Origin of the sequence: Paenibacillus agri (assembly GCF_013359945.1) — a bacterium.
Lineage (GTDB): Bacteria > Bacillota > Bacilli > Paenibacillales > Paenibacillaceae > Paenibacillus_AQ > Paenibacillus_AQ agri.
Window position 1 is genome coordinate 129,487 of the sequence record NZ_JABWCS010000210.1, and the last position, 23,187, is coordinate 152,673.

At 51.4% G+C, this 23,187-nt stretch carries 24 protein-coding genes; 6 read left to right on the forward strand and 18 right to left on the reverse strand.

Features of this window, described 5'->3' with window-relative positions; genetic code table 11:
* Window positions 1-2: 2 nt before the first annotated feature.
* From HPT30_RS15345 to HPT30_RS15365, 5 genes are read right to left on the reverse strand one after another with little or no spacing between them, the layout of a single operon-like run.
* Window positions 3-1,292: an ABC transporter permease gene (locus tag HPT30_RS15345; protein ID WP_175372222.1), complete on the reverse strand. Its 1,290-nt coding sequence runs from the start codon at window positions 1,290-1,292 to the stop codon at window positions 3-5.
* Window positions 1,285-2,187: an ABC transporter ATP-binding protein gene (locus HPT30_RS15350; protein WP_175372223.1), complete on the reverse strand. Its 903-nt coding sequence runs from the start codon at window positions 2,185-2,187 to the stop codon at window positions 1,285-1,287. Before HPT30_RS15350 ends, HPT30_RS15345 begins: the two co-directional genes overlap by 8 nt.
* A gap of 2 nt (window positions 2,188-2,189) precedes the next feature.
* Window positions 2,190-3,119: an ATP-binding cassette domain-containing protein gene (locus tag HPT30_RS15355; RefSeq protein ID WP_175372224.1), complete on the reverse strand. Its 930-nt coding sequence runs from the start codon at window positions 3,117-3,119 to the stop codon at window positions 2,190-2,192.
* Between the two features lie 17 nt (window positions 3,120-3,136).
* Window positions 3,137-3,532, reverse strand: a complete 396-nt coding sequence (locus tag HPT30_RS15360; RefSeq protein ID WP_175372225.1) for a GntR family transcriptional regulator — start codon at window positions 3,530-3,532, stop codon at window positions 3,137-3,139.
* A 60-nt stretch (window positions 3,533-3,592) separates the two neighbouring features.
* Window positions 3,593-4,321, reverse strand: coding sequence for an ABC-2 transporter permease (locus HPT30_RS15365; protein ID WP_175372226.1), 729 nt, complete (start codon window positions 4,319-4,321; stop codon window positions 3,593-3,595).
* Window positions 4,322-4,812: 491 nt separating this feature from the next.
* On the opposite strand from HPT30_RS15365, the gene HPT30_RS15370 reads away from it, so the two are divergent.
* Window positions 4,813-5,424, forward strand: coding sequence for an HD-GYP domain-containing protein (locus tag HPT30_RS15370; RefSeq protein ID WP_246317119.1), 612 nt, complete (start codon window positions 4,813-4,815; stop codon window positions 5,422-5,424).
* 134 nt (window positions 5,425-5,558) lie between these two features.
* Here HPT30_RS15370 and HPT30_RS15375 read toward each other — a convergent pair whose 3' ends face one another.
* The 7 genes from HPT30_RS15375 to HPT30_RS15405 form a co-directional block, all read right to left on the reverse strand.
* Window positions 5,559-6,023 carry a DUF420 domain-containing protein gene (locus HPT30_RS15375; protein ID WP_175372227.1) on the reverse strand — a complete coding sequence of 155 codons (465 nt, stop codon included), beginning with the start codon at window positions 6,021-6,023 and terminating at the stop codon, window positions 5,559-5,561.
* A gap of 34 nt (window positions 6,024-6,057) precedes the next feature.
* A complete protein-coding gene (gene ctaG / locus HPT30_RS15380) occupies window positions 6,058-6,966 on the reverse strand; it encodes a cytochrome c oxidase assembly factor CtaG (RefSeq protein WP_175372228.1) in 909 nt (302 codons plus the stop codon).
* A gap of 109 nt (window positions 6,967-7,075) precedes the next feature.
* Window positions 7,076-7,399, reverse strand: a complete 324-nt coding sequence (locus HPT30_RS15385; RefSeq protein WP_175372229.1) for a cytochrome C oxidase subunit IV family protein — start codon at window positions 7,397-7,399, stop codon at window positions 7,076-7,078.
* Window positions 7,400-7,402: 3 nt separating this feature from the next.
* Window positions 7,403-8,029: a cytochrome (ubi)quinol oxidase subunit III gene (locus HPT30_RS15390; RefSeq protein WP_175372230.1), complete on the reverse strand. Its 627-nt coding sequence runs from the start codon at window positions 8,027-8,029 to the stop codon at window positions 7,403-7,405.
* A 7-nt stretch (window positions 8,030-8,036) separates the two neighbouring features.
* Window positions 8,037-9,875 carry a cytochrome c oxidase subunit I gene (ctaD, locus tag HPT30_RS15395; RefSeq protein ID WP_175372271.1) on the reverse strand — a complete coding sequence of 613 codons (1,839 nt, stop codon included), beginning with the start codon at window positions 9,873-9,875 and terminating at the stop codon, window positions 8,037-8,039.
* A gap of 128 nt (window positions 9,876-10,003) precedes the next feature.
* A complete protein-coding gene (gene coxB, locus HPT30_RS15400) occupies window positions 10,004-11,053 on the reverse strand; it encodes a cytochrome c oxidase subunit II (RefSeq protein ID WP_175372231.1) in 1,050 nt (349 codons plus the stop codon).
* 460 nt (window positions 11,054-11,513) lie between these two features.
* The gene (locus HPT30_RS15405; protein ID WP_042123803.1) at window positions 11,514-11,702 is read right to left on the reverse strand and encodes a hypothetical protein; all 189 of its coding nucleotides are present in this window, start codon (window positions 11,700-11,702) and stop codon (window positions 11,514-11,516) included.
* Window positions 11,703-12,165: 463 nt separating this feature from the next.
* Here HPT30_RS15405 and HPT30_RS15410 point away from each other — a divergent pair, with 463 nt between their 5' ends.
* The 3 genes from HPT30_RS15410 (at window position 12,166) to HPT30_RS15420 (ending at window position 14,622) form a co-directional block, all read left to right on the forward strand.
* Window positions 12,166-13,185 carry a serine hydrolase domain-containing protein gene (locus HPT30_RS15410; RefSeq protein WP_246317121.1) on the forward strand — a complete coding sequence of 340 codons (1,020 nt, stop codon included), beginning with the start codon at window positions 12,166-12,168 and terminating at the stop codon, window positions 13,183-13,185.
* Window positions 13,186-13,247: 62 nt separating this feature from the next.
* Window positions 13,248-13,586: a DUF4870 domain-containing protein gene (locus HPT30_RS15415; RefSeq protein WP_175372232.1), complete on the forward strand. Its 339-nt coding sequence runs from the start codon at window positions 13,248-13,250 to the stop codon at window positions 13,584-13,586.
* A gap of 52 nt (window positions 13,587-13,638) precedes the next feature.
* Window positions 13,639-14,622, forward strand: coding sequence for a diacylglycerol/lipid kinase family protein (locus HPT30_RS15420; protein ID WP_246317127.1), 984 nt, complete (start codon window positions 13,639-13,641; stop codon window positions 14,620-14,622).
* Window positions 14,623-14,794: 172 nt separating this feature from the next.
* On the opposite strand, the gene HPT30_RS15425 is transcribed toward HPT30_RS15420, so the two are convergent.
* Genes HPT30_RS15425 through HPT30_RS15440 form a run of 4 tightly spaced genes read right to left on the reverse strand, consistent with a single transcriptional unit; the run spans window position 14,795 to window position 17,409 of the window.
* Entirely contained in the window at window positions 14,795-15,388 is a 594-nt protein-coding gene (locus tag HPT30_RS15425; RefSeq protein ID WP_175372233.1) for a xanthine phosphoribosyltransferase, read from the reverse strand.
* 47 nt (window positions 15,389-15,435) lie between these two features.
* On the reverse strand, window positions 15,436-15,747 hold the full coding sequence (locus HPT30_RS15430; protein ID WP_175372234.1) for a hypothetical protein: 312 nt from the start codon (window positions 15,745-15,747) through the stop codon (window positions 15,436-15,438).
* Window positions 15,748-15,796: 49 nt separating this feature from the next.
* The gene (locus tag HPT30_RS15435) at window positions 15,797-16,597 is read right to left on the reverse strand and encodes a TrmB family transcriptional regulator (RefSeq protein ID WP_175372235.1); all 801 of its coding nucleotides are present in this window, start codon (window positions 16,595-16,597) and stop codon (window positions 15,797-15,799) included.
* Between the two features lie 29 nt (window positions 16,598-16,626).
* Entirely contained in the window at window positions 16,627-17,409 is a 783-nt protein-coding gene (locus tag HPT30_RS15440) for a zinc ribbon domain-containing protein (protein ID WP_175372236.1), read from the reverse strand.
* Between the two features lie 137 nt (window positions 17,410-17,546).
* Between HPT30_RS15440 and HPT30_RS15445 the strand changes: the two genes are divergently transcribed.
* Window positions 17,547-17,924 carry a hypothetical protein gene (locus HPT30_RS15445; protein ID WP_175372237.1) on the forward strand — a complete coding sequence of 126 codons (378 nt, stop codon included), beginning with the start codon at window positions 17,547-17,549 and terminating at the stop codon, window positions 17,922-17,924.
* A 229-nt stretch (window positions 17,925-18,153) separates the two neighbouring features.
* On the forward strand, window positions 18,154-18,855 hold the full coding sequence (locus HPT30_RS15450) for a GTP pyrophosphokinase (protein ID WP_246317148.1): 702 nt from the start codon (window positions 18,154-18,156) through the stop codon (window positions 18,853-18,855).
* Between the two features lie 410 nt (window positions 18,856-19,265).
* Here the strand turns inward: HPT30_RS15450 and HPT30_RS15455 are convergent, their stop codons facing one another.
* A complete protein-coding gene (locus HPT30_RS15455) occupies window positions 19,266-19,985 on the reverse strand; it encodes a hypothetical protein (protein WP_175372238.1) in 720 nt (239 codons plus the stop codon).
* Window positions 19,986-20,012: 27 nt separating this feature from the next.
* Window positions 20,013-23,093, reverse strand: a complete 3,081-nt coding sequence (locus tag HPT30_RS15460; RefSeq protein WP_175372239.1) for a DEAD/DEAH box helicase — start codon at window positions 23,091-23,093, stop codon at window positions 20,013-20,015.
* Window positions 23,094-23,187 lie beyond the last annotated feature (94 nt).

The following is a 23,187-nucleotide window of genomic DNA, read 5'->3' on the forward strand; positions in this document are numbered from 1 at the left end:
AATCAAATTTTGTAAGCTTTCATTGCTTTTCTGATTTCCTTAATGCTCGGGCGTTTACCGTACATCAGGACACCGGTGCGGTAGATCTTCGCGGCGAGCCAGCCGAAGAAGAACGTCGTTACCAGGAGAATTGCCAGCGAGACGATAATTTCCCACAAAGCTATACTACCCACACCAATACGCAGCAACAGAGTCAATGGAGAGGTGAATGGTACAAAGCTTGCCACCTTGACCAGCAGGGTATCTGGACTAGCGATGCTGAACAACGGGATGTAGAAAGCTGCAAAACCCAGCATCATGATCGGCATAATCGCCTGTCCGAGATCCTCAGTACGGCTGACAATGGAGCCAACGGCTGCGTACATAAGAGCGAAGAGGAAGTATCCCAGGATATACAAGATGATGCCATATGTCAGTAAACCAATATTAAACTGACTGAAATTCAGGTCAAAGTCGCTCATAATTGTCGCATTATGCGGCAGTTTCAGGTTGGCGGCAATTGCCGCAGCGATAATTACAATTTGCGTTAATCCAACCAGGAAGATCCCGATAACTTTACCGAACATCTGCGCCAGTGGCGAAGCGCTTGTGATCAGAATCTCCATAATACGAGAGCTCTTCTCTGAAGTAATTTCTGCTGCGATCATATTGCCTGTCATCATAATCGACATAAAGAACAGAATTAAAAGCACATATACTATCACGTAATTGATAGCGGGATGAGATGGTTCCGCTTCTACCTCACCTGTAGTGCTAAGCTGCTTGTTACCAATCGCTACCGGCGTATTCATCGCACTAATCTGCTCTGGCGTCAGCTTATCTCCGGCGATAAGCTGTGCGTTAACCTGCTGCAATGCCCCTTGCAGATAGGACTGCACTTCCCCTTTAAGCTTGCCATCGCGGCTGAAGTAAGTCACTTCCTGTAGACCTGAAGCGGATGCTGTTCCCAGAGAGAGGTAACCCTGCACCTTCTCATCATCCAGCGCCTTTTGTAGCTCGGGATCATCACTTGCGGCATAAGAATTCAGCGTGATTTTCGGGATTCCTGCTGGAGGATTATAAGCCTTGAGCAGTTCTGCTGCCGGATTTCCGCTGTCGGCTACAAGTCCGATCACTGCGGCACTTCCTGCCGTACCACTAGCGGTATCATCACCCTTGAACACTTTAATCATGTACGGGATGTTCATCCCGATACTGAGCAGCAATACGATAATCAACGTAGTAATCATGAATGATTTCGTTCTTACTTTATTCCTAAAGGTAAAGCCGATAATTGTCCCCATCTTATTCATGAGATTCACCCACCGCCCGGATAAAGATTTGGTTTAATGTCGGTTCCTTGATTTCAAAATGCTCCACTTCACCCTGTCCGATCGCCTGCTGCAAAATGCGCTGTGCAGCTTCAATCTCGCTGATTGTCAGCAAATAACCCCGTTCCTGTCGTTTCACAGCTGTTACGCCTGCAATAGATTCCAGACCGGAAACTTCACCAGGGGTGCGAAGCAGCACCTGCTCGCGTGGATACCCCTTCTTGATCTCACGGATCTCACCTTGCACAACGGTATTAGAACGATCGAGAATGGTGATATTGCGGCAGAGCTCTTCGACGTGTTCCATCCGGTGTGTGGAGAAAAGAATACTCGTGCCCTGATCGCGTAATTCCTTGACTGTGTCCTTGAGCAGTTCGACATTTACAGGATCCAGGCCGCTGAATGCCTCATCGAGAATGAGGATTTGAGGTTTATGGACAACTGCGGCGATAAAGCCCATCTTTTGCTGATTTCCTTTGGAAAGCTCTTCAATCTTCTTGTTGTAGTACTCAGGAACTTCGAAGCGGTCCAGCCAATAACGCAAGCTCTTGTCAGCCTCGCTCCTTGACATGCCACGAAGCTGGGCCAAATAAGTAATCTGATCACTAATCTTTACCTTTGGATATAATCCACGCTCCTCCGGCAAATATCCCATGATGCGCTGAAGTTCACTGTTAAATGTTTTTCCATTGTAGAGAATCTTGCCTTCATCGGGATAAATCAAACCCAGCACCATGCGCATGGTTGTTGTCTTGCCTGCACCATTGGCACCAAGCAATCCATAAATCTCCCCTTCACTTACCTTCAGGCTAATTTGATTTACAGCGGTTTTCTCTCCATACTGCTTCACTACTTGCTCCAGCTTCAAAGCTTCCATCTTCAGTCCCCTTTCTTGTCATCAACCAGAATTGGACGATATCCCTGTGTCCATAAGCCCAAAATCTCATCCAGCTCCAACACGCGGCTTTTAACTACCTTTACGCCCATATGGTGCAAGCGTTTCTCAATTTGTTCAAATTGACCGGTAACGAACGAGGCCACTCCTTTGCCATCCATTGTGTGGTTCAGTGTACCCGGAAGTTCCGTCGCAAGCTCGGCAAGCTCCTCCTGATCCGCCACATTCACCCAAACCTCACTCCAAGCCCCGAACAGGCTGTCTTTATCAGCCATGCCCAGCAGTTGGCCCTTGTGCATAAGCACAATATAATCGGCCAGCCTTCTCACCTCATCCACGATGTGGGTGGAGATCAGGATGGTCGCATCATGCTGATCCATATATTTGCGCAAGGCCTCTATCATAGCTTTCCAGGCAAAAGGGTCCAGCCCGGAAGAGGGCTCATCGAGCAACAACAGCTGCGGCTTAGCAGCCAGAGTTGCAGCAATCTCGAACTTGCGGCGCTCCCCCTTGGACATTTTGCCCAGCTTGATATTCCGTGGAACCTCAAAGGTATGCATCAGTTCCTGAAAGTAAGGCTGATCCCACTGCGGGTACCAGAGACTGCGGAAGGCTGCAGCCTCCTCGGCACTCCAGTGATTCTCTTCGGTAAGCGAGTTCTCTGGCACATAGGCCATAGTCTGTCGCACCTCTATCGGGATGCCTTCGCTATGGGCTTTGTCGAACCAGAGAATTTCGCCCTCCTCGGGATGAGTCAACTGGAGGAGCATTTGCAGCAATGTGCTTTTGCCGGAGCCATTTTGACCGACAAGTGCAATGATATGCCCCTTCGGCAGGCCCAAATTAAGTGGACCAATCGTTTTGTTGCGCCTTTTTTTGCTTACATTTCGCAGCTCGATTGCCAATTGCGCCATTACAGTACCTCCACCTTTCATTCCTGACCTTTATATTTACGCTCCACGATTTCTTTAAACAGCTCTACAAGCTCTTCCCGCGTGCATTGGACCGAATGCGCAACATCCACCGCGGTCTCCAACGCTTTTGTCACCGCATCTCGCTTATAATTCTCTCGTGCGCCTTCCCCGACATTAGAAACGAAGGTTCCTGTGCCCTGCCGCGTCCGCAGCAGTCCTTCATTTTCCAAGTCCTGATAAACCCTCCGAACTGTAATGACACTACATTTCAGATCTCCGGCAAATTCACGTATCGAGGGAAGCAATGTTCCCTCTGCGATAACACCGCTGATAATCAGCGACCGCAGCTGTGTCTCTATCTGGTGATACAGCGGCTCTGCGCTGTTCTCGTCAATCTGCACCGGTATCCACACGTTTCACACCCCGCTTTTCATTCCAGCATGCTGGAATGCTTCCTTGCAATTTTAGCCTCATCATATGAAGTTCCGTCTTTTCAGTCGGTGTAGTGTCCATTTAGAGATTACTTGTAGGGCGATTAGACCCACCAGCAGCATCCCCCACATCACCGGAGATAGCAGTCCCCATTCCTTCGAGCTTTCTACGGTAAAGAAAAGCAGGTTACCACCCGATAGCCTGACGATCACCGCTGTCGCCAGTGAGAGCCCCATGATGAGCATTGTAAACCAGCCGTAGGCTTTGCCGCTGAACAAGAGCTCAATGAAGATATACACGCCGGCAATCATCAGTCCATAACCAATCCAAGTGAAGGCGAAGGAAAGATATTCGATCCCGTTCAAGTTCGCTTGAACATGTTCACCAATGGCATAGATTAGTCCAAAGTACAGGATGCCATTTATGCCGAATGACAGGAAGGACTGGAGCTTTCTTTTGCTCACAATAACCTCCATCGGAATAGGGAGACTCTTGAGATACATGAGCATCTTGGTGTAGGAATCCTCACTCCAATATTTCAAAGCCCTGCGGGAATAAGTGAACCCTAACATCGGAACCATCGTCAGCAGCAAGAAATCAGCTAGGACATCCCGATCCTTCCCACCCAGTGAGTCATTCACAATTAGCGCCGTCAACCCGCCCAAATATCCCATAAAAAGAAGCGAAAACACTGCCGTGAATACGATCTTATACTTAGCCCCGCGAAAGTCACCCCGAATAATGAACCAAGACTGCTTGAATGTCTTCATAACCAGTTACCTCGCTTTAGCATCTCAATTTGAAAAGCAATGAGTTCTGCACTGCATTACCTGTGCTTACTGTATATATCTATATACACAGTATATGTCCTTTATTTTCCATAGTCAATATTTAATTCTAAATAATTCACAGCCAATCTCCATGACCATACAAAAAACCAGACACTTCTGTGTCCGGTCCGCACTTTCATTATCTAATAAAGCATTGTCTGCGAGATGTTATAGATTACGACAAATTTAGACAAAAAATAGAATAATTCTCTTATAATAACTATACAGTAATATACAAATGACCTATAATACTTACATAGTATTGTGTGTATGCATAAATGCGAAACAGACCTGTATTTGGCACTAAAAATGTCGCATAAGTCATATTGTACGACATTTTTCTGCTGTCTTTCTTCTATTTTCGTACAGTCTGCACGCTTACTGCTTGATCAGGTGAGGGTTTTGCCAAGAGATTGAGGAGGGAGAATAGGTTGGGGGAATTAGCCGCACTAGTCAAAAAGGTGCACATTGCTCTAACGGAAGAGGCCCATGTGAGCGTTTGGATGAATTTTCTGCGGGACAAACACCCGGAAACGCACAGGCACTCCATTAGAGTAGCCATGATGGCAGAGGAACTGGCAGGCTCCATGAAACTAATAGAGAAAGAGAAAAACATTCTTGTACGAGGATGCTTTCTGCACGACATCGGCAAGTCTCTCATTCCCGTGGAGATTCTTGACCAGCAAGAGCCATTAACGGAGGAACAGTGGAATATCTTGAAGCTGCACCCGTTGCTCGGAGCCGAGCTTGCCAAAGATTTCCCAGGTATAGACAGCGAAGTAAACGACGTAATCCGCTATCACCATGAACGATGGGATGGCACGGGTTATCCCTACGGACTGAAGGGAGAGGACATCCCCTTTCTTGCTCGGGTCTGTTCTGTCATTGACGCCTATGACGCCATGCAATCCTTCCGCCCATATCGGGAACGAACCTCCATCCAGCAGGCCAAGGATGAACTCCGCGCTCACGCCGGCACACAGTTTGACAGTCAGATCGTAGATCAGTTTCTGCTGCTCACAGATCTGCAGTTGTCGGTATAGCAGAGACTTCCCGGCAGGAAAGCGGTCACACAAAGAGTATACATATTCCTCACTTTCCTGATAAAAAACAGGCCTGTGGCTGCATGCTTCCGGGCAGGAGACATACAAATCCACTAGGCCTGTTCCGCTGGCGTCTATGCGCCCAAAATGACTTCCCATACCGGCTTCGTATGTCCGCCCGGATACAGCATGTACAACAGCACATACACCATTACGCCTGTAATGGCGGTAATGAACCAGATTATTGAGGTCACTCTGCCCCATTTGCGGTGCTTGGCATACTTTGCCTTGAACCCTAGCGTAAGCGTAGTTAACCCGAATACGGCAGCCACAGTGGCCAGTACAATATGGAAGATCAGAAATACTTGATAAATGGTCTTCAGTTCGTCCGGTCCGCCCCATGAGGTGTTCCCCACAAACAGCGTTCTTGATACATACACGATAAAGAACAGCAGAGCAGCGACAGCGGCAGCAATCATCGTGTTCTTGTGCGCCTCGCGTTTGCCCTTAATGATGAGTCCCCAGCCAATCGCCACCAGCACCGCACTAATTACGATGAACGATGTACTGATCGTTGGAAACAGCGTAAAAATATCCATGATTATCCCCCTTGGCATTCCCAGCTATCACGGATCAAACGACACCTTCCAGACCGGAAGAGGCTCCGGAATCTTCCCTGTCGTCTTGCCCGTTCTCTTTTTTATACCAATGATAGAACACATAAGCAAGCATAGAGGCAAAAATAAATTCCTGAATGAACTTCATCGCGATGCCTCCTACCTGCTGATCCACCTTTGGCGACAGCCACCCGAAGAACGTTGGACCCCCAAATGCCTTCAAGAGCGCAGCAGGATCACCAGACACACAATAGCCCATAGCTTTGGCCCATGCATCAGGATCACTGTAGGTAGCGTAGAGTGGTTCGCCAGCAAAAATAATCAGTCCACAAGCCGGCGTCAGCAACACCATGTTGAGGAAGATAAAGCCGATCTTGCCGAGTCCCGAGGCCATCTTACGTTCCGGTAACGGGTTAATCAGCGTCCACCACATCAAGGCAGCTGTCAGAAAGAGAATCATATAATAGAGACGGTGAACCGTAAAATGCAGCATAACATAATCATGAATCACCGGCACGTGGTACAGCGAGAATAATCCGTTAAACAGCAGCGCCGCCACTACCGGATGAGCCAGAAACGACAAACGCCGCAAAGGGTTGACCTTCAGGGCAGCACGCCAAATCCAGTCGGGAATACCTAGCATAATCAGAGGCACCGCGACGAGATAGGACAAGGCCATACTCAGCATATGAAAAGAGAACATGATGTGCCCCAGTAAGCTAACCGGCCCCCCCTGTGCCAAATACAGCGCCACCATCCCGCACACAAATAGTGTTCTGCGGAAGAACGATACTGGTGCAGCACCCGGGAACCGTGACGACAGCGGTCCAATCAACACAAAATAGGCCGCTGTAACCAGCAGCATCCCCGCTAAAAATAACGGGCTCCATAAATCGGCAAAGCTAAAATATTGTAATCCCAGCATCTCTTATTTATGCCTCCTTGGTAGGAAAGCGGGTATAAGGTGATTGTTCACGCAGCCATAATGCCAAAAAGAGGGGGCATGAACTGCCCTCCTCTTCCGCAAATCACCTTTAGTCCCACCATACCCAGTAGAGTGACATGATAATACAAGTACCAGCTACAAAAAATCCACCGATCATGAACAGGATGGGCAGCATATGCCCTTTATCCTTCAAGTGCATCCAGTACCCCATCTGCACAAACACTTGCAGTACAGCCATTACCAACAGCAGAATCACCGCGAACGATGCATTGACTCCGCCTGCCGCAACTGCAGCGAAAGCGATCAAGGTCAGCACAATCGAGAAGATGAATACGACAATATGCTTTTGCGGTCCTTCATGCCGGTAGCGGTGCTTGACTCCGCCTTGTGGTGTTTGTTGATCCGTTGTCATGATCTAGCCCACCTTTCCAAGCAGGTATACCACTGTGAAGATGAATACCCAGACCACGTCGATAAAGTGCCAGTACATGGCTGAGACATAAATCTTCGGCGCAGTGATAACGTTCAGTCCCTTGCGAGACAGCTGAGCGATCAGAATTCCGATCCAGACAATCCCGAAGGCAACGTGTGCGCCGTGGAACCCGACTAGCGTGTAGAACGCGGAGCTGAATGCGCTTGTAGTCATTCCGAATTCTTCATGTCTTATATACTCACTGAACTCATAGATTTCCAGTCCCAGAAAGCCGAGTCCCAGAACGACTGTAATGAGCAGCCAATTTCGTAGCACAGCCGGACGATTCCGGTGCATCGCCTGGATAGCGAATACACTTGTCAGACTACTCACTAGCAGGATGAAGGTTGCCGCTGCAACCAATGGCAGATGAAATAGTTCATTAGCCGTCGGGCCTTCATTGGTCTGATTACGCAGGGCCAGGAAGGTGGCGAACAGGGTGCCGAAGAGCACCGCTTCCCCGCCCAGAAATAGCCAGAAGGCGAGAACTTTATTACGTCCCTCCAGGGTCGCTTTTTCCGGTTCGTGTGGAAGCGTGCCATTAGCTGCTTCTGCGTGTGCCGTTGTCATTCCATCCTCACCCCTCTTCCAGCTCTTCAGGTTCAATATGCCAGCCGTGATCATCGAACACGGAACGCAGCACCATCGACCCGAATGTAATGAGAAGCCCGATTGCCGTTACAATGTAATTATTGAAAATAAAGCTCATAAACGCGTTGCCGAAATCATCCCTGCTGAACATAAACCCAAGTCCCGCTATAAAGATTCCCACGGACATGACGAACGGCAATGCCGTAGCGGAAGGCATGTGGATGGAACCGACTGGCTCCGCAGGCGTCATCCCTTTATTTCCGGCTGTTTTTTCTTTCCAGAGAGCATCAATGCCGCGCACTAGCGGCGTTTGCTTGAAGTTATACTCCGGTGGAGGAGAAGGGATACTCCACTCCAATGTCCGGCCGTCTTCCCAAGGATCATCTAGCGCACCCACAGGCTTTCTGGAAGTCAGGAATACGTTGGTCAGGAAGATAATCGTTCCCACACCCATCAGCCCCGCACCGATCGTACTAATCAAGTTCAGGAGATCAAACTGCTGGTTCGGCAGATACGTGAAGACACGACGCTGCATACCCATTAGTCCAAGGAAATGCTGCACAAAGAATGTCATGTGGAACCCAAGGATGAAGGTCCAGAAGGTCCACTTGCCGAGCTTCTCGCTCAGCATGCGTCCGAACATCTTCGGCCACCAGTAATGCAGCCCTCCGAATAGGCCAAGCACCAGGCCGCCTACGATAACGTAGTGAAAGTGGGCGACGACAAAATACGTGTCATGGAACTGAAAGTCTGCTGGTGCAGAGGCCAGCATGACCCCGGTGACACCACCCATTGTAAAGGTTGGAATGAAACCGGCTGCGAACAGATTCGGCGTGGTAAAACGCACCTGTCCACCCCACATCGTGAACAGCCAGTTGAAGATTTTGATTCCGGTAGGTACGGCAATAAGCATCGTCGAAACCGAGAACAACGCGTTCGCGACCGGTCCAAGACCCGTAGTGAACATATGATGCGCCCAGACCATGAAGCCGAGAAAAGCGATCAAGATCGTAGCGAAGACCATCGAGCTGTACCCGAACAGACGCTTGCGCGAGAAGGTCGGAATAATCTCGGAGATGATCCCGAACGCAGGCAGGATCAGGATATACACTTCGGGATGTCCGAAAATCCAGAAGATATGCTGCCAAAGCACGGGGTTACCGCCGGCACCAACCTCGAAGAAGTTGGCTCCAAGGATTCGGTCAAAGGTCAGTAGTACCAGGCCCACCGTAATGGCCGGAAAAGCGAAGAGAATAATAGCGGAAGTAATAAATGTGGTCCAGGCGAACATCGGCATCCGCATGTAGGACATCCCCGGCGCACGCATTGTGATAATGGTTGCCAGAAAGTTAATGCCCCCAATCAGGGTACCTAAGCCCGCGATCTGCAAGCCGATGGTATAAAAGTCTACTCCGTGTGTCGTACTGTAAGTGCTGGTAGACAATGGCGCGTAGGCTGTCCAGCCGGCATCAGGTGCACCACCCATAACCCAGCTGAGGTTGAGCAGCAGGCCGCCGAACAGGAAGGTCCAAAAGCCAAGCGCATTAAGAAAAGGAAAAGCAACGTCGCGTGCCCCGATCTGGAGCGGAATGACCGCATTCATTAGGGCGAAGATAATCGGCATAACGCCAAGGAAGATCATCGTGGTTCCGTGCATCGTAATCAACTCATTGAAGAGCTGAGCGTTCAGAAAGGTATTCATCGGCTTGATAAGCTGAATTCGGATCAGGATCGCTTCCAGACCGCCAATGCCAAAAAACAAACCTCCGGCCCATAAATACAGAATTGCAATTTTCTTGTGATCGACGGTGGTGATCCAATCCATCAGTCCGGTGTGCCGTTTGACGTTGTGACCATGCTTCAACGGCTTGGAATGGTTCAGGACAGGAGCTGCTTGAGCCAAGATTCGTACCCCCTTTTCAAAATTGCTGCTTGGTTTAATGGTTGAAAGGACTAGTTCAATTTGTAATTAGCCAGGTAATGGGCAATGCCGTCAATCTCTTCATCGGTCAGTCCCAAATCCTTGGGGCTTGGCATCAGATTGTTCGGCTTCACGCTCTTAGGATCATGCAGCCAGGTCTTTAAGTTCTCCTCAACAGAAGCACCCTCTACTCCTGAATCATCATTGATCAAGATTCCGGCTATAGCCTCCCGTGAGCCAATCCCCGTCAGGTTCGGTCCAACGGATATCCCCTGATCACCTACCGCATGGCATTTCAGACATTGGTCCTTGAAGGTCTTGGCCAGGGCCGGATCTTCCAGAAGCACCGCTGCCGGTTTCTTCATACCGTCGACCCATTTCTGAAATGCTTCTTCACTGACGGACTTGACCTTAAATTCCATCAGGCCGTGAGAAGGTCCGCACAGCTCTGCGCACTTGCCTCGGTAAACGCCTTCATTTGGCGCACTGAAGCTGAAGCGGTTAATGGTACCCGCCGGGTTCGTATCCAGCTTACCAGAGAGCGATGGCACCCAGAAGGAGTGTATTACATCGGCAGTCTTCAGTTCAAAGGCGATATCCTTTCCCTTAGGAATCACCAGATCCTGCGCCGTAGTTATGCCGTAATCAGGGTACTCAAACTCCCACCAGTATTGGTGACCTGTTACCTTTACTTTAATTGCATTTTTGTCATTCCAATGATCATTACCGGCAGCAAACACCGCTTTTACCGTTGGAACCGCCAGAACAACTACTAAAATCAGCGGAATCACGGTCCATAGAATCTCCAGCTTGATGCTGCCCTCCACCTGTTCAGGAATCTCGCTCTGTCCCGGCTTTCTGCGGAACCGGATCATCACAAATGCCGCGATGGAGAAGACAATCAGCAGCACGATAACCATAATGGTAATCGACAGTTTCATGAGTCCGTACGAGGTTTCTGCCGCCGGTCCCTGCGGCCTGAGTGCCGACAAGTCCGCGCGTCCGCAACCGGTAAGAAGAATGAGTCCAAAAACTGCGATCATGGGAAGGAGTCGCCTTACAGCTTGCCACGTTTTCATCATAGATCTACCCCGCTTTTCCCGATTTCATAATTTACCGTATTTTCCCTGTCAATTATAACAATCACTATTAATATAAGTTTAAGGGTGTGTTTTGTCAATCGTTCACAGCTAGTTCACAAAGTCTTTTCAGAAGGCCAAAAAGCTTGTCATTACTGAATTTAATAACGTTTTATGAAAACGCATACAAATATGATTTTATAATGAAAGCGATTGCATTTAAAAATGTGTCTATTAATTCATTTGACTAATTCACAGCTCTGATTGTTTAATGAAAAATTCGTATATTCATTGCGTGGCTTGCTTTCAACGGATTTTCTTCCACTTTTCACCAGTGTTGGAACGCAAAAAAAACCGCTTCCTGAAGCGGCACGCCGCCGGACACGGTTTATGAGAATCCTCATGGATGTAGTTACTCAGAATGTTGTCGTAAGAACGTCTGGGTGATGATCCTCTCTTGTATTTAGGAGACGGATGAATTCATCTTTACCAGTTCATGCTCTACGACCATGGTCAGCTCTTCTTCATAGCCTCCCGTGATCCGATACTTTCGGACGTACTCCTTTACGAATTTCTTGGGATCTTTGGGCCGGAAAATACGTGTCATTTCCCGTAGACTTTCCTTAACTTCGTTATGACCTTTACTTGCCATGATCAGTTCCCTCCCAAAACATTGAAAATGAATGCTCCGTTGTAGAGAATGCATGATGAAAAGTCCGCCGTAACTCCGAAATGCAAGTCAGTATCCGTTACACATACGTAGCTCGCACTATCCGCTTGACGCTGCTCCAATAACTTATTGAAGTGGATACATCATCTTGCAGGAGAAGCAGGTTCGTCGTGATTTGGGCTGAGAGCTTGAGATGCCTGTAATGAAAGCACCTCGACACTTTAATTACCCGAAGAGCCACTTACTGAATCACTCCTTTCGGGCCTTATCGTTATATTGTATCATATTCCGGCGCAACTTCCACCTTTCCATGTAAAATGTGCTTATGGGAAATATTTTTATTTTATGATATGTAATTGGGGTGAGCTTTTCGGATTCCGGGTAAAATACACTCATATTTCAACTCGGCTAGCATGCCTGTCCGAATCAAGAAAAGGGGGCCCCTATGATGAATCAGCCATTGAATTTACTTCATTCCCCCCATAGCCCCGTCTCCTTCATCGAAACAGCACTCCCTGAAGACACAAACACTGACAGCTTCCTGTTGGAGCAAGCACATCAGACCATCCTGCAGAGCTATCCCAAAATGCACAGTATGCTATTAGTACGCCAAGGAAAGCTCATCTTTGAGCGTTATTATGGCGATTATCAAGCCGGGTCGCTAAATGATCTGCGTTCAGCCACCAAAAGCTTCGTCTCTCTAATAACAGGGATTGCAATCAAGCGCGGGGACATACCTTGTGTTGAAACCCCGGTCTGCGAAGTGCTGCATCGTCATGTTCCCTCCCAGACTTCGCCCCAGCTCGAAGAGCTCACCCTCCGCCATTTGTTGACCATGACCGCCGGCTTCAGTTGGATCACGGGAAAGAAACTAGGGGAGCCACTCATTCGCAAGTTCCACAACAGCCGCCGCTGGGGAACCTTTGCCCTAAGTCTGCCGATTCTTCCTGGCAGTATCGGGACCTTTCAGTATCGCAGTACCGATACCCATCTGATCTCTATGATGCTCTCAGAGTCTACAGGCATAGATGCCTTCAGTTATGCCAGACAGCATTTACTCACTCCTTTGGGAATTACTCATGTTGCCTGGACTTCAAGCCCTGAAGGACATAGCATGAGCCATATCGGCCTGTTCCTGACCGCCAGGGATATGGCCAAGACAGCCATCTGCCTCCTGAGCGTTGGTCTCTGGGCTGGTGAAGAGATCGTCCCCCAGGCATGGTTACAGGAAGCTCTCGAACCTCAGACATCCGGCTATCCCTCCTTCGGTGACTATGGGTACCAGTTCTGGAACGGGACGATGAGCGGACAACCCTTTAAGCTTGCGCACGGCCATGGCGGACAGCAGATTCTGCTGCTGCCGAGTCTGGATGCTGCTGTGATCTTCACCGCAGAGACTAAAGTCAGGCAGTGGAAGAATCCACGGGGACTAGTGGAGCAATATCTGATCCCTGCTATGGGCTGATGAGGATCACATACTTTGTCCACAGCCCTCATAGAATGATGGGGAGAAGGAGTGTGATCCCTTTGTCCCCTTTCAGATCATCTACAGGCCTGCCCGACAATATCGCGGGTGCGCTATGCTATTTCTTTCCTTTTGCAGGCGGCATCGTCTTTCTGGCTCTGGAGAAAAAAAGCCGCTTTGTGCTTTTCCATGCCTTGCAATCGCTAATCGCCTTCGGCGCGCTGATGGTCGGACATGTACTTAGCGGCCTGCTGCCGCTTATTGGTCCGCTCATTGCCGCCATTCTCTCCCTTTGCGGCCTGGCGATCTGGCTCCTGATGGTTTACCACGCGCTGGGTGGTCGCTGGTATCGGCTGCCCTGGGCGGGAACTTTCGCGGAACAACAGCTACGCCACATTTAATCTTTATCCTCTTGCGTAAAAAAGATTCCCTTTCACTCCTCCACTCCTTACAATGGAGAATAGATTACACTGGATCTTTGAAGCTGGGGGAAAAGAAATGTACTTATTTATCATAAATCCGCGTTCCGGGGGAGGCACAGGGCAGCGAACATGGCGGATCGTAGAGAAGCTGCTGAAGCAGCGGCTCATTTCTTACGAGACCCTGTTCACTAAGGATGCTGCAAGCGCAGAACGTGCCGTGCTGGAGGCCTTGGCCCGGCGGGAGCATTGGGAGGCGGCGGTCGTTGTCGGGGGCGATGGCACGATTCACAGCGTGCTCAGCGCTCTTCATCAGACCGGAATCCGACTTGCCGTAATTCCGGCTGGCTCCGGCAATGATACGGCCCGCGGGTTCGGCATCCCTCTGGATCCGGAGACGGCACTGGCGACAGCCACCGGTGGACGCTGGCTGGACAGCGACCTGCTCTCCGGCAGGGACGGATTCACCTTGACCGCTGTCGCTAGCGGCTTTGACGCCCAAGTAGCGGTTAATGTGAATACCAGCCGCTACAAGCGTTTTTGCAACGCCATCGGTGCTGGACAGGTGGCGTATATTATCGGCATCCTGCATACGCTGCTGACCTTCAAGCCTTGCCGGGTCAACGTAGCCTGCGATGGCAAGGAGCATTCCTTCGAGACGGCCTGGCTCGTCTCGGTCTGCAACCTGCCGGGCTATGGCGGCGGGCTACAGATCTGCCCGCAGGCGGAGGCCGGGGACGGCCAGCTCGACGTCTGCGTTGTGCACGGGTGCAGCCGCGGGCAGCTCCTGCGGCTGTTCCCTACGGTGCTGAAGGGCAGACACGTGTCTCTGCCCTTCGTCACCATGCTGCGAGGACGCAGCGTAGCTGTGACCTTCGAGCAGCCCCGGCAGGCCATCGGTGACGGCGAGAGCCTTGGCCTCGCGCCGCTCGCCGTGCGCTGCGTGCCTGGCGCGCTGCGCGTGCTGTCGCCGCAGGGCACAGCCGCGGCGCAGAGATCCTGCCAAGCCAGCGGCTAGGCAGGGGATCCCCGTCGTGCCGGATAGCACGGCACGACAATAAGGCCAGCACGCGTAGAACCACGCGTGCTGGCCTTTCTTCTGCTGCGGCGCAGAGTAGCCGCAGCGAAACAAGCCGGAAACCATGGGCAGCTGCCCGGGTTTCCGGCTTGTTACTCCGGGGTGCTGCCGTCTAACCCGGCAGCACCTCATCGTCTTCCACAAATGCAATTTGTCCTTCCGTCAGCGAAGCGATTCGCACGAGCGATTCCACACGATAGCCCGCTTCCTGCAGCAGCCGGTGGCCCGGCTGGAAGGATTTTTCTATTACAATACCAATCCCGGCCACGCTGCCTCCGGCCTGTTCCACAATCCTCGCAAGCCCGAAGGCGGCTTCGCCGTTCGCCAGGAAATCATCGACGATCAGCACCCGCTCTCCTGGAGCGATGAATTTCTTGGAGACGGTGATTTCATTGGTCTCTTTTTTCGTAAAAGAGTATACCTTCTCCACATAGATATCCTCTGTCAGTGTCAATGACTTCTGCTTGCGGGCAAAAATCAGCGGCACATCCAGCTCCAAAGCCGTCATGATGCCTGGCGCAATGCCAGAGGACTCGATGGTCAGCACTTTCGTGATCTCTTCCCCGTTAAAGCGGCGGGTAAACTCGCGCCCGATCTCCCGCATCAGAACCGGGTCCATCTGGTGATTCAAGAAAGAATCTACCTTGAGCACACCTTGGCCGAGAACGATGCCTTCATCGATTACTTTTCGCCTCAACAACTCCATATGTACTCCTCCTTCTCCCACAAAATGGACCCTTACTTCCTCAAAGACTACAGCCCGGTCGGCTTCTGAGGCAAAAGGTTGCCTACAATGGATTTCAAATCATGGTCTTCCTTATGCTGATCCTTGGCATTACCCGTGTCATATCCGGTAATCCGGATCTCAGAATAGTTAGCCCCTGCATTCACCGGTTTGAAAATCAGCTTCTCCCGGTCCTCCAGCCGCACCTCGAATTTCATGTCCTTGAACATGCCAATCAGCTCAGCCTCACCCGGAGTGGCGCCTTCATCCAAAAACAACAGTCCGCGTAGTGGCTTTGGACCTTCCGGATGCACAACTTCAAAATGAACGATGCATTCCATACATTTCACCTCCCTGAAATAATTTCGTTTCGGGCCGAAAGGCTCCGCCTCATTCTTGCCCATCCTCGCTGTGCATTACATATTTGCTATAGATACTGCTATAGCGATCACCGTACCGCTGTTCCAGTTCGGCGCCCATATCCTGCTCCAGCTCGAAAAGTACCATTTCTTGTGTAAAATGATTCAACAGCAGCTCCACCATCACCGGATGTTCGGTGACGACAGCCTGTGCCGTCCCGTCACTGTAACGCATGCCAAGCATGCACCAGCTCCGATCGATCACAAACGAGAATTTGCGGCCATCACTGCGCGGCGGCTTTCCGCCCAGCGGCGTCCAGGCTGGCGGAGCTGCAACGGCATTGTCGCCGTCAAACGCCCACAGGAGCCTAACTCCCCGCAGTTCAGCTTGTTCCAGCTCGCTGCGCAGCAGTGTTGCCTCCTCTCGCCATACGTCAACCACGATCTCCTGCTCGGCCAGATTCAGCTGATGTATCAGTGCGCCAAGCACGTTGCGGTCTCCCTCAACATTGTAAAATGACGGGGTTACCGGTCCGCCGCGCGGCATTTCATTCTCCATATAAGCGAGGGAGGTCTGAATCCGTCCGGAGATCATCGTCGACAATTCCTCCGGATTCAGCACACTATACCGTGCAGGCTCTCCTTCCCCGCATCGCACATATCCTTGTTGTGTCAGGCGCTGCAACGCAGCATATACGTTAGATCTCGATACTCCGAGCTGTTTGGCTACTTCATAGCCCGAAGCTTGACCTTTGGTCGCCAGCTCCACCATAATTTTGGACTCCATCTCTGTGAAGCCCAGATTGCGCAGATGCAGCAGCAACTGTTCCATTCTTATGTCCCCCTAAGCTGACTGTAAAACTAGATTTGCTCCGAACCGCAGCGCGGGCACCACATGGAGCCTTTTGGAAGATCTGTGCGGCAGATCTGGCATTTCACCATATCCCGCACACCATGCTCCTCGCTAGTCGCTGCCGGATCTTGTTGTTCTCCCGATTTCCAATCACGGATGCGCCGATCCAGCTCAAGCTGCCGCAACCGTTCACGTTCCAATTCATCGGCATGACGACGTTCCTTGTCAACATCCGGGTTGCTCTCATCTTTCTCTTCGAGTGGAAGTTCATCCTCTGCAAGCCCTGCTTCCGGATACACGCCAGCCGGACTCATCTTCAGCGCGATTTCCCGCTCCTCATCGGTCAGGTCCTCAGCGCCATAGTATTGATGCTCATCTTCTTCCTCATGCACGGTGTAAACCGGCTCTGGCGGGGCAGGCGCCTTATACGTAAAAGCCGGTTCTTCCTGCTTGCGTCCGCAGTGCGGGCAAAAATTGGCGTCCAGGGCCACAACCTGGCCACAGGCACACAGCCGTTCGTTTTTCAGCTCAGCTATGCGGGAACGCAATACGTCAATTCTCTCCTGGTGTCTTGAACAGACGCGCGACAGCTCCACCATTTTCCCTTCGGCCTCTGACATATCTCTCAAACGATATCCTTCGTAGAAAAGCCGACCCATTTTCATAAATTCAACTTCCATCTCACGCTCGATATCTGAAATCTGGCTATTCAGCTTACCGATTTCCACAGAACCTTGTGCTTTTTCGGTAACCCGGCTGGCACCGTCCTTGATACGCTGCAATAAGTTCATCGATGCTCCTCCTTCTCCACAATGAAACGTGCCTCTATCATACCAAATGTACCGCACAGATTCATTATTTACCGTTCTGTGTATAATAGTAAAAAATGAACCCTAGGGCAATATAACGGAAAATGGAGGGATTCACGATGCCGGCCAATGACCAAAAAAAACGTTATTTTGTCTCTGCAGCCCATGGCGTAATTCAGAATATCCGCAACGAGTCCAATGAGTTTGAAGTGCACCTGAACGATGAGGAGCTTACAATCCTCCAGGATCTGTTAACTAATCTGGAGAGCGACGATGATTATACGTTCCGCCGGGCCTTTGTTCCGTTTAAATCCGCCGATCACGATGACGCCGCCGAGGAGTTTGATGATCAGACCATTGCCTTATACCGATATTTGTACGAACATGGCAGCAACGACACCAGAGAAATGATTAAGTCCCTTAATGTTCTAACTAAGCTGGAGAACACCGCTTATCAAGACAAAGGTTATGGCGGGGGCACACCCCTGAACAAATAGATACTCATGATGCAGCGTCTGTATGAACAGTAATACGTAATTTAGCCCGGAATGTTTGTGAAGAATCCTTGAACAGCCGCTGACCGGACACCGGAGGGGAATCCTTCGGGGTTCGTTTTTTTGCTTCCGGGGATATAGATCGGTTAAAATAGAGTCAGTCACACATAACGAAATCGGGAGAGAAGCAGTGGAAGACGAACAAGAAAGCCGACAGCTTACGCTGAGTCAGTTGCAGGTACACGTAAAGGATCTTCAGCAATGGAAGGCCAATGAGGATTTTGCCAGACAGATTGAGGAATTCAAGGCATTACCGGCCCTTTACCGTCATGCTCTTAATGAGCTTCAGAATAAAATTGATATCATCAGAACAGAATGGCAGGTTCGGGACGGCTTTAGTCCGATAGAGCATGTTAAATCCCGGATCAAGGAACCTAAGAGTATCATCCAAAAGATGGAGCGTAAGGGATACGATCTTTGCCTTGAGAATATGGAGAACTATATTCATGATATTGCCGGTATGCGAATTGTTTGTGCATTTGTCAAAGACATCTACCGTTTAGTGGATCATTTAAGTAGGCGTGAGGATATGCGTGTTCTGGAGATCAAGGACTATATCGCCCATCCTAAGCCGAACGGTTATCAAAGCCTGCATGTTATCGTCGCTATCCCGCTGATCCTGCTCGAGGGGACACGCTGGGTGAAGGCAGAGATTCAGCTTCGTACCCTTGCTATGGATTTCTGGGCAAGCATGGAACACATCCTGTATTATAAATTCGATAAACAGCTTCCGGCACATGTTGCGGACGAACTCAAAGAAGCCGCCCGCGCCGCAGATGAACTCGATCAGAAAATGCTACGCCTGCGCAGAGAGATCCTGGAACTAACCGAAGGTGACAACAGCGGGAGCAGTAGCGCCCTGCGTAATACTTAAGAACTGTTCTGTTTGAGCAGAATAACATACACAGAGTAGTTGAACAGAATCTCAAACCTAGGTGAGGAATCAATTCAATGACTCAATAGACTGCTTCTTATACAAGTATTGATTGAACAACTACTGCGCTATCTAAAAAGAACCTTCATGCCCGAGCTTAAGTAGCGGGGTGAGGGTTCTTTTGGTTTAGACTCATTGCTTACTTCTTACCAGTTATCACTAATAATCCATCGCTACTTGTCACTACTTATCGCCACTGCACTACTTAGCACGTACTTCTCACTGTTTACCACTTACTTCTCTCTACTTATCACTCACTGCTTACTTTCCACTTCCTGCTTATTACCTGCTTATTACCTGCACCTTATCCATCGCTCAATATCCCCTACTATCCATTTCACAACTCGATATCAAGCCTTGCGAATGTTCTGCGCCCGCTTAACAGCAGCTTCGGACACCCGCTGCATGACCAGATGCAGTCCCTCGCGGGCTTTCGGAGTCTGGGGCAGAAGCCGTTCCCACTCTTCCTTCGTGTCCGCAGTCACCGGTGCGGAGGGGAGAGCACGTTCTGCGATTTCATGGAATAACGTACCTGGCTGATGCAGGGAGCCCTCGGCCGCTGCCTCGGCCAGCCACTCTCCAGAGGTGCTCGGCGGTCCTTTCCGCTCGAGCCGGGCCAGCTCGGATGCCAGATCACTAGACTTTGCCGGTTCGTCCTCGACAGCTTCCTGCCCCTTCTCCTCTGCCCAAAGCGCGAATACTCCGTTCAGCAGCTCCACCTGGGTCATCCCCCGCAGTGCAAAAGCCAGCCATGGATCATGAGCCAACTGGTTCCTCAGCAGCTTAAGCAATTCTGCCTTCTTGCCTTCATGAAGGAGGCTGTAACTCCCTCCCTCCAATTCAGCCGCAGACGGCAAAAGATAGGTTTCAAGAATCGCATCGGCTATACGCCCCTGAAGCAGCCCATACACTTCACCGGCCTGCTCTGCCAGCATGTGTATGATGCCACTTTTGGCATCCGCCGGCCAGAGTGGAACCTCCAGACTGACCCTGTCATCAGCGTCCCATATTGCATTTATTTTGCCGGGGGAGACTTCCAGCTTCAGCTTCGGCTCTGATAACTCACTCATGTGATCCCTCCTGTTCCCCTTCCCGTTCTACATCCAGTCCTGACCCTGCAGCTCAATAAGCTCCTTCAATTCATGATTGGACATCTCGGTCAGCCATGTTTCGCCAGAACCAACCACCTGCTCGGAAAGGCTTTTTTTGCGTTCAATCAGTTCGTCAATCCGTTCTTCAAGCGTCCCTTGGCAGATTAGCTTGTGAACCTGCACATTTTTGTGCTGCCCAATGCGGAAGGCCCGGTCTGTTGCCTGGTTCTCCACGGCCGGATTCCACCAGCGATCATAATGCACCACATGATTGGCCCGCGTCAGGTTGAGTCCAACCCCGCCGGCCTTCAAGGAAAGCACGAAGAATGTCGGCTGATCTCCATTCTGGAAATCGTGCACCATCTCGTCACGCTCGCGCTTCGAAATCCCGCCATGCAGGAACAGCGGCGCCCTTCCGTATCGACGTGACAGCCTGCTGACAAGCAGTTCGCCCATCGCAACATACTGAGTAAAGATCAGCGCTGACTCGCCGAGCTCGGCAATACTGTCCAGCACCTCGAACATGACCTCCATTTTGCCGGATTGCTCACTTCGCAGACCCCGGCCTTCATCCCGTCGGAACAGCTGAGGATGATTGCAAATCTGCTTCAGCTTCGTAAGGGAGGACAGCACGAGACCACGCCGGGCCATACCGGAGCGTTCGCCGATCACCCCAAGCATTTCATCCACAACCCCTTGATAGAGCGCTGCCTGGGTATCCGTAAGCGGACAATACGATTTGAGCTCCAGCTTCTCCGGAAGATCTTTGGAAATGTCCGGGTCGCTCTTAAGCCGTCTTAGTAGAAAAGGCGATACCAAACGATGCAGCTCGCGCAGCCGTTCTCCACCTTCTCCGGATACATAACGCTGGCGGAAGGAATGATAGGTGCCGAGATAGCCGGGATTTAAAAAGTGGAAAATAGACCACAGCTCGCCGAGCCTGTTCTCTACTGGCGTCCCCGTCATCGCGATCCGATGCGGTGCGGAGAGCTTCATCACGCTCTGCGCCTGCTTGGTGCGGTGGTTCTTGATATATTGCGCCTCATCAAGCACAACCGTCGACCACTGCACGCCTGCAAGATCCTCACTATCCCGGCCTGCCAGATGATACGTCGTCAGCACAATGTCGTGGCTGTCCGCCAGATCCAGAAAGCCCTCACCGCGGACCCGGCGACTACCGTGATGGATGTGCAGCGATAGCGAAGGTGCAAACCGCTGCAGCTCACGCTGCCAGTTGCCGAGGAGCGAGGTCGGGCACAGAATCAGCACCGGCCCCTTCTTTTCCCCTTCAGGAGCTGTAAGTGCGCGATCCAGTAGGCAGGTAATCACCTGCACCGTCTTCCCAAGACCCATATCGTCAGCCAGACAGACCCCGAAACCGAGATTGCCCAAGGCAGCCAGCCACTGATAGCCCCGCTCCTGATAAGGCCGTAGCGTACCCTGAAGGACATGCGGGACGGGATGGTTCTCACCCCTAAGCACATCGCCATGCATGATCGAAGCCAGCAGACCGGAAGTTTCCATACCCGTAACGGACATGCCTTTCCAGAGCCGATCTTCGCCATCCTCCGCTTCCAGCCTCATCCAGTCCGCAGCAGTCATCTCACCGCTCTCATGACGCTTCATATATCTGAGAACCTGGCGAATCTCCTTCGGATCTACCTCGACCCACTCACCCCGAAAACGGACAAAAGGAACCCCTGCCTCTACCAGTGCCTGCAATTCCTCTTCAGTGATAGAGGTATCGCCTAGCGAAGCCTCAATGCGGAAGGAGATCAGCTCCTCCATACCGAGGGCAACTGCTGGTGGACCGTCTAATCCTCCAGGAGGCTGCATCTTCATCTTCATCCCGACACGCCGGCGCCCCTCACGGCTCCAGCGCGAAGGCATCTGCACCGTTATTCCCCGGGCGGTCAGCTGCTGCACGGTCTCCTTCAGGAAGAAATGCAGTCGATGCGGCTCCAAATCTACGCCTTCAGGGGCGGGAGACTTAAGCCCGGCCTGGATGTCAGGCGATATCTTGCCCGCACTTCCGAGCGCCGTCAGAAACTGCTGCTGGATGTTGCGGTAGCGCCTGCCCCACAGCGTAAATTCCTGTTCTCTACTGCTCCAGATGGCTTGAGCTGGAAGCCAGAACTCTCCTTCTTCCCGATTCTCTGCCCAAAAAGACAATCGCCAGACTTCTGCGTCTTCTACCGGTGGCTCCAGACGCAGACCCAGCCCAAGCTGCCCGCTCTGCTCCTCTTCCGCCGCGGTATGCGGAACTCCGCTGCCCGCGGTTTCATTCACACCGGCCAGCAATTCATCAACCTCGGCCTGGGTGCCCTGTACCGGAATATCACGGCTGCCGGTCAGTAGACTGTCCCACCACAGCTCCGTCAGTGGCGAGGTGCCGCGCCGATAATTAGCCTTGAAGGGGGACAGCTCCCCTTCCATCCCGGCGATAACCCGCTTGATCTCGGCTGTCATGATCGCCTGCAAGAAAGAATACAGCACATACGCCCCCGCATCTTCGCGGGACGTGACCTCGCTGGCTTCAGCTGTGTGCGTTCCTAGTGCCAATACCGGCATTGAGGCTGCCAGCTGAAGAAAGTACTCCCTGTCCTCCGGTTTGCGAAAAATAGGCGACCAGCAGGCCGCAGCTGCCTGTTCGCCGCCCCGGCGGCGTGAGCCTACCGGACGCAGCGGCTGGGCGCCGGGAACGAACCCGCCCGTGCCCATCAGCTCCAGGGCGAACCGGGCCGCGGCTGCCCAGTAGCGCAGCTCGCCTCCTGGCTCCACACCCTGGCTTAGACATTGCTCCGCGTCCCACGCGAGCAGCAATTCAAAAGCATCTTTGGGCGCCAAGGCCAGCCCCTCAAAGGTACGACCCGGCAACGCGCGGCGGGCCGGCTTCCCTTCCACAGGCAAGACTGGATATTTCACTTCCGCCAAGCGCAGCGCTGCGCTCGCAAAAGGACGCAGTCCTCCCTGCAGCTCCAGACGCTTGACCACCCGGGTCCACGCATCCACCTTCGGCTCAGATGTCTCGCCGGAGAAGCAAAATAAAACGTCTCCTAACCATATTGCATACAGATGCTTATTCATTGATGATCTCCTAATAAATAATTCAAATATATAAAGGATCAGATATCCTTGAAGTAAAAGACTTCATCTCATCATCATATACGAAAAAGCGCCG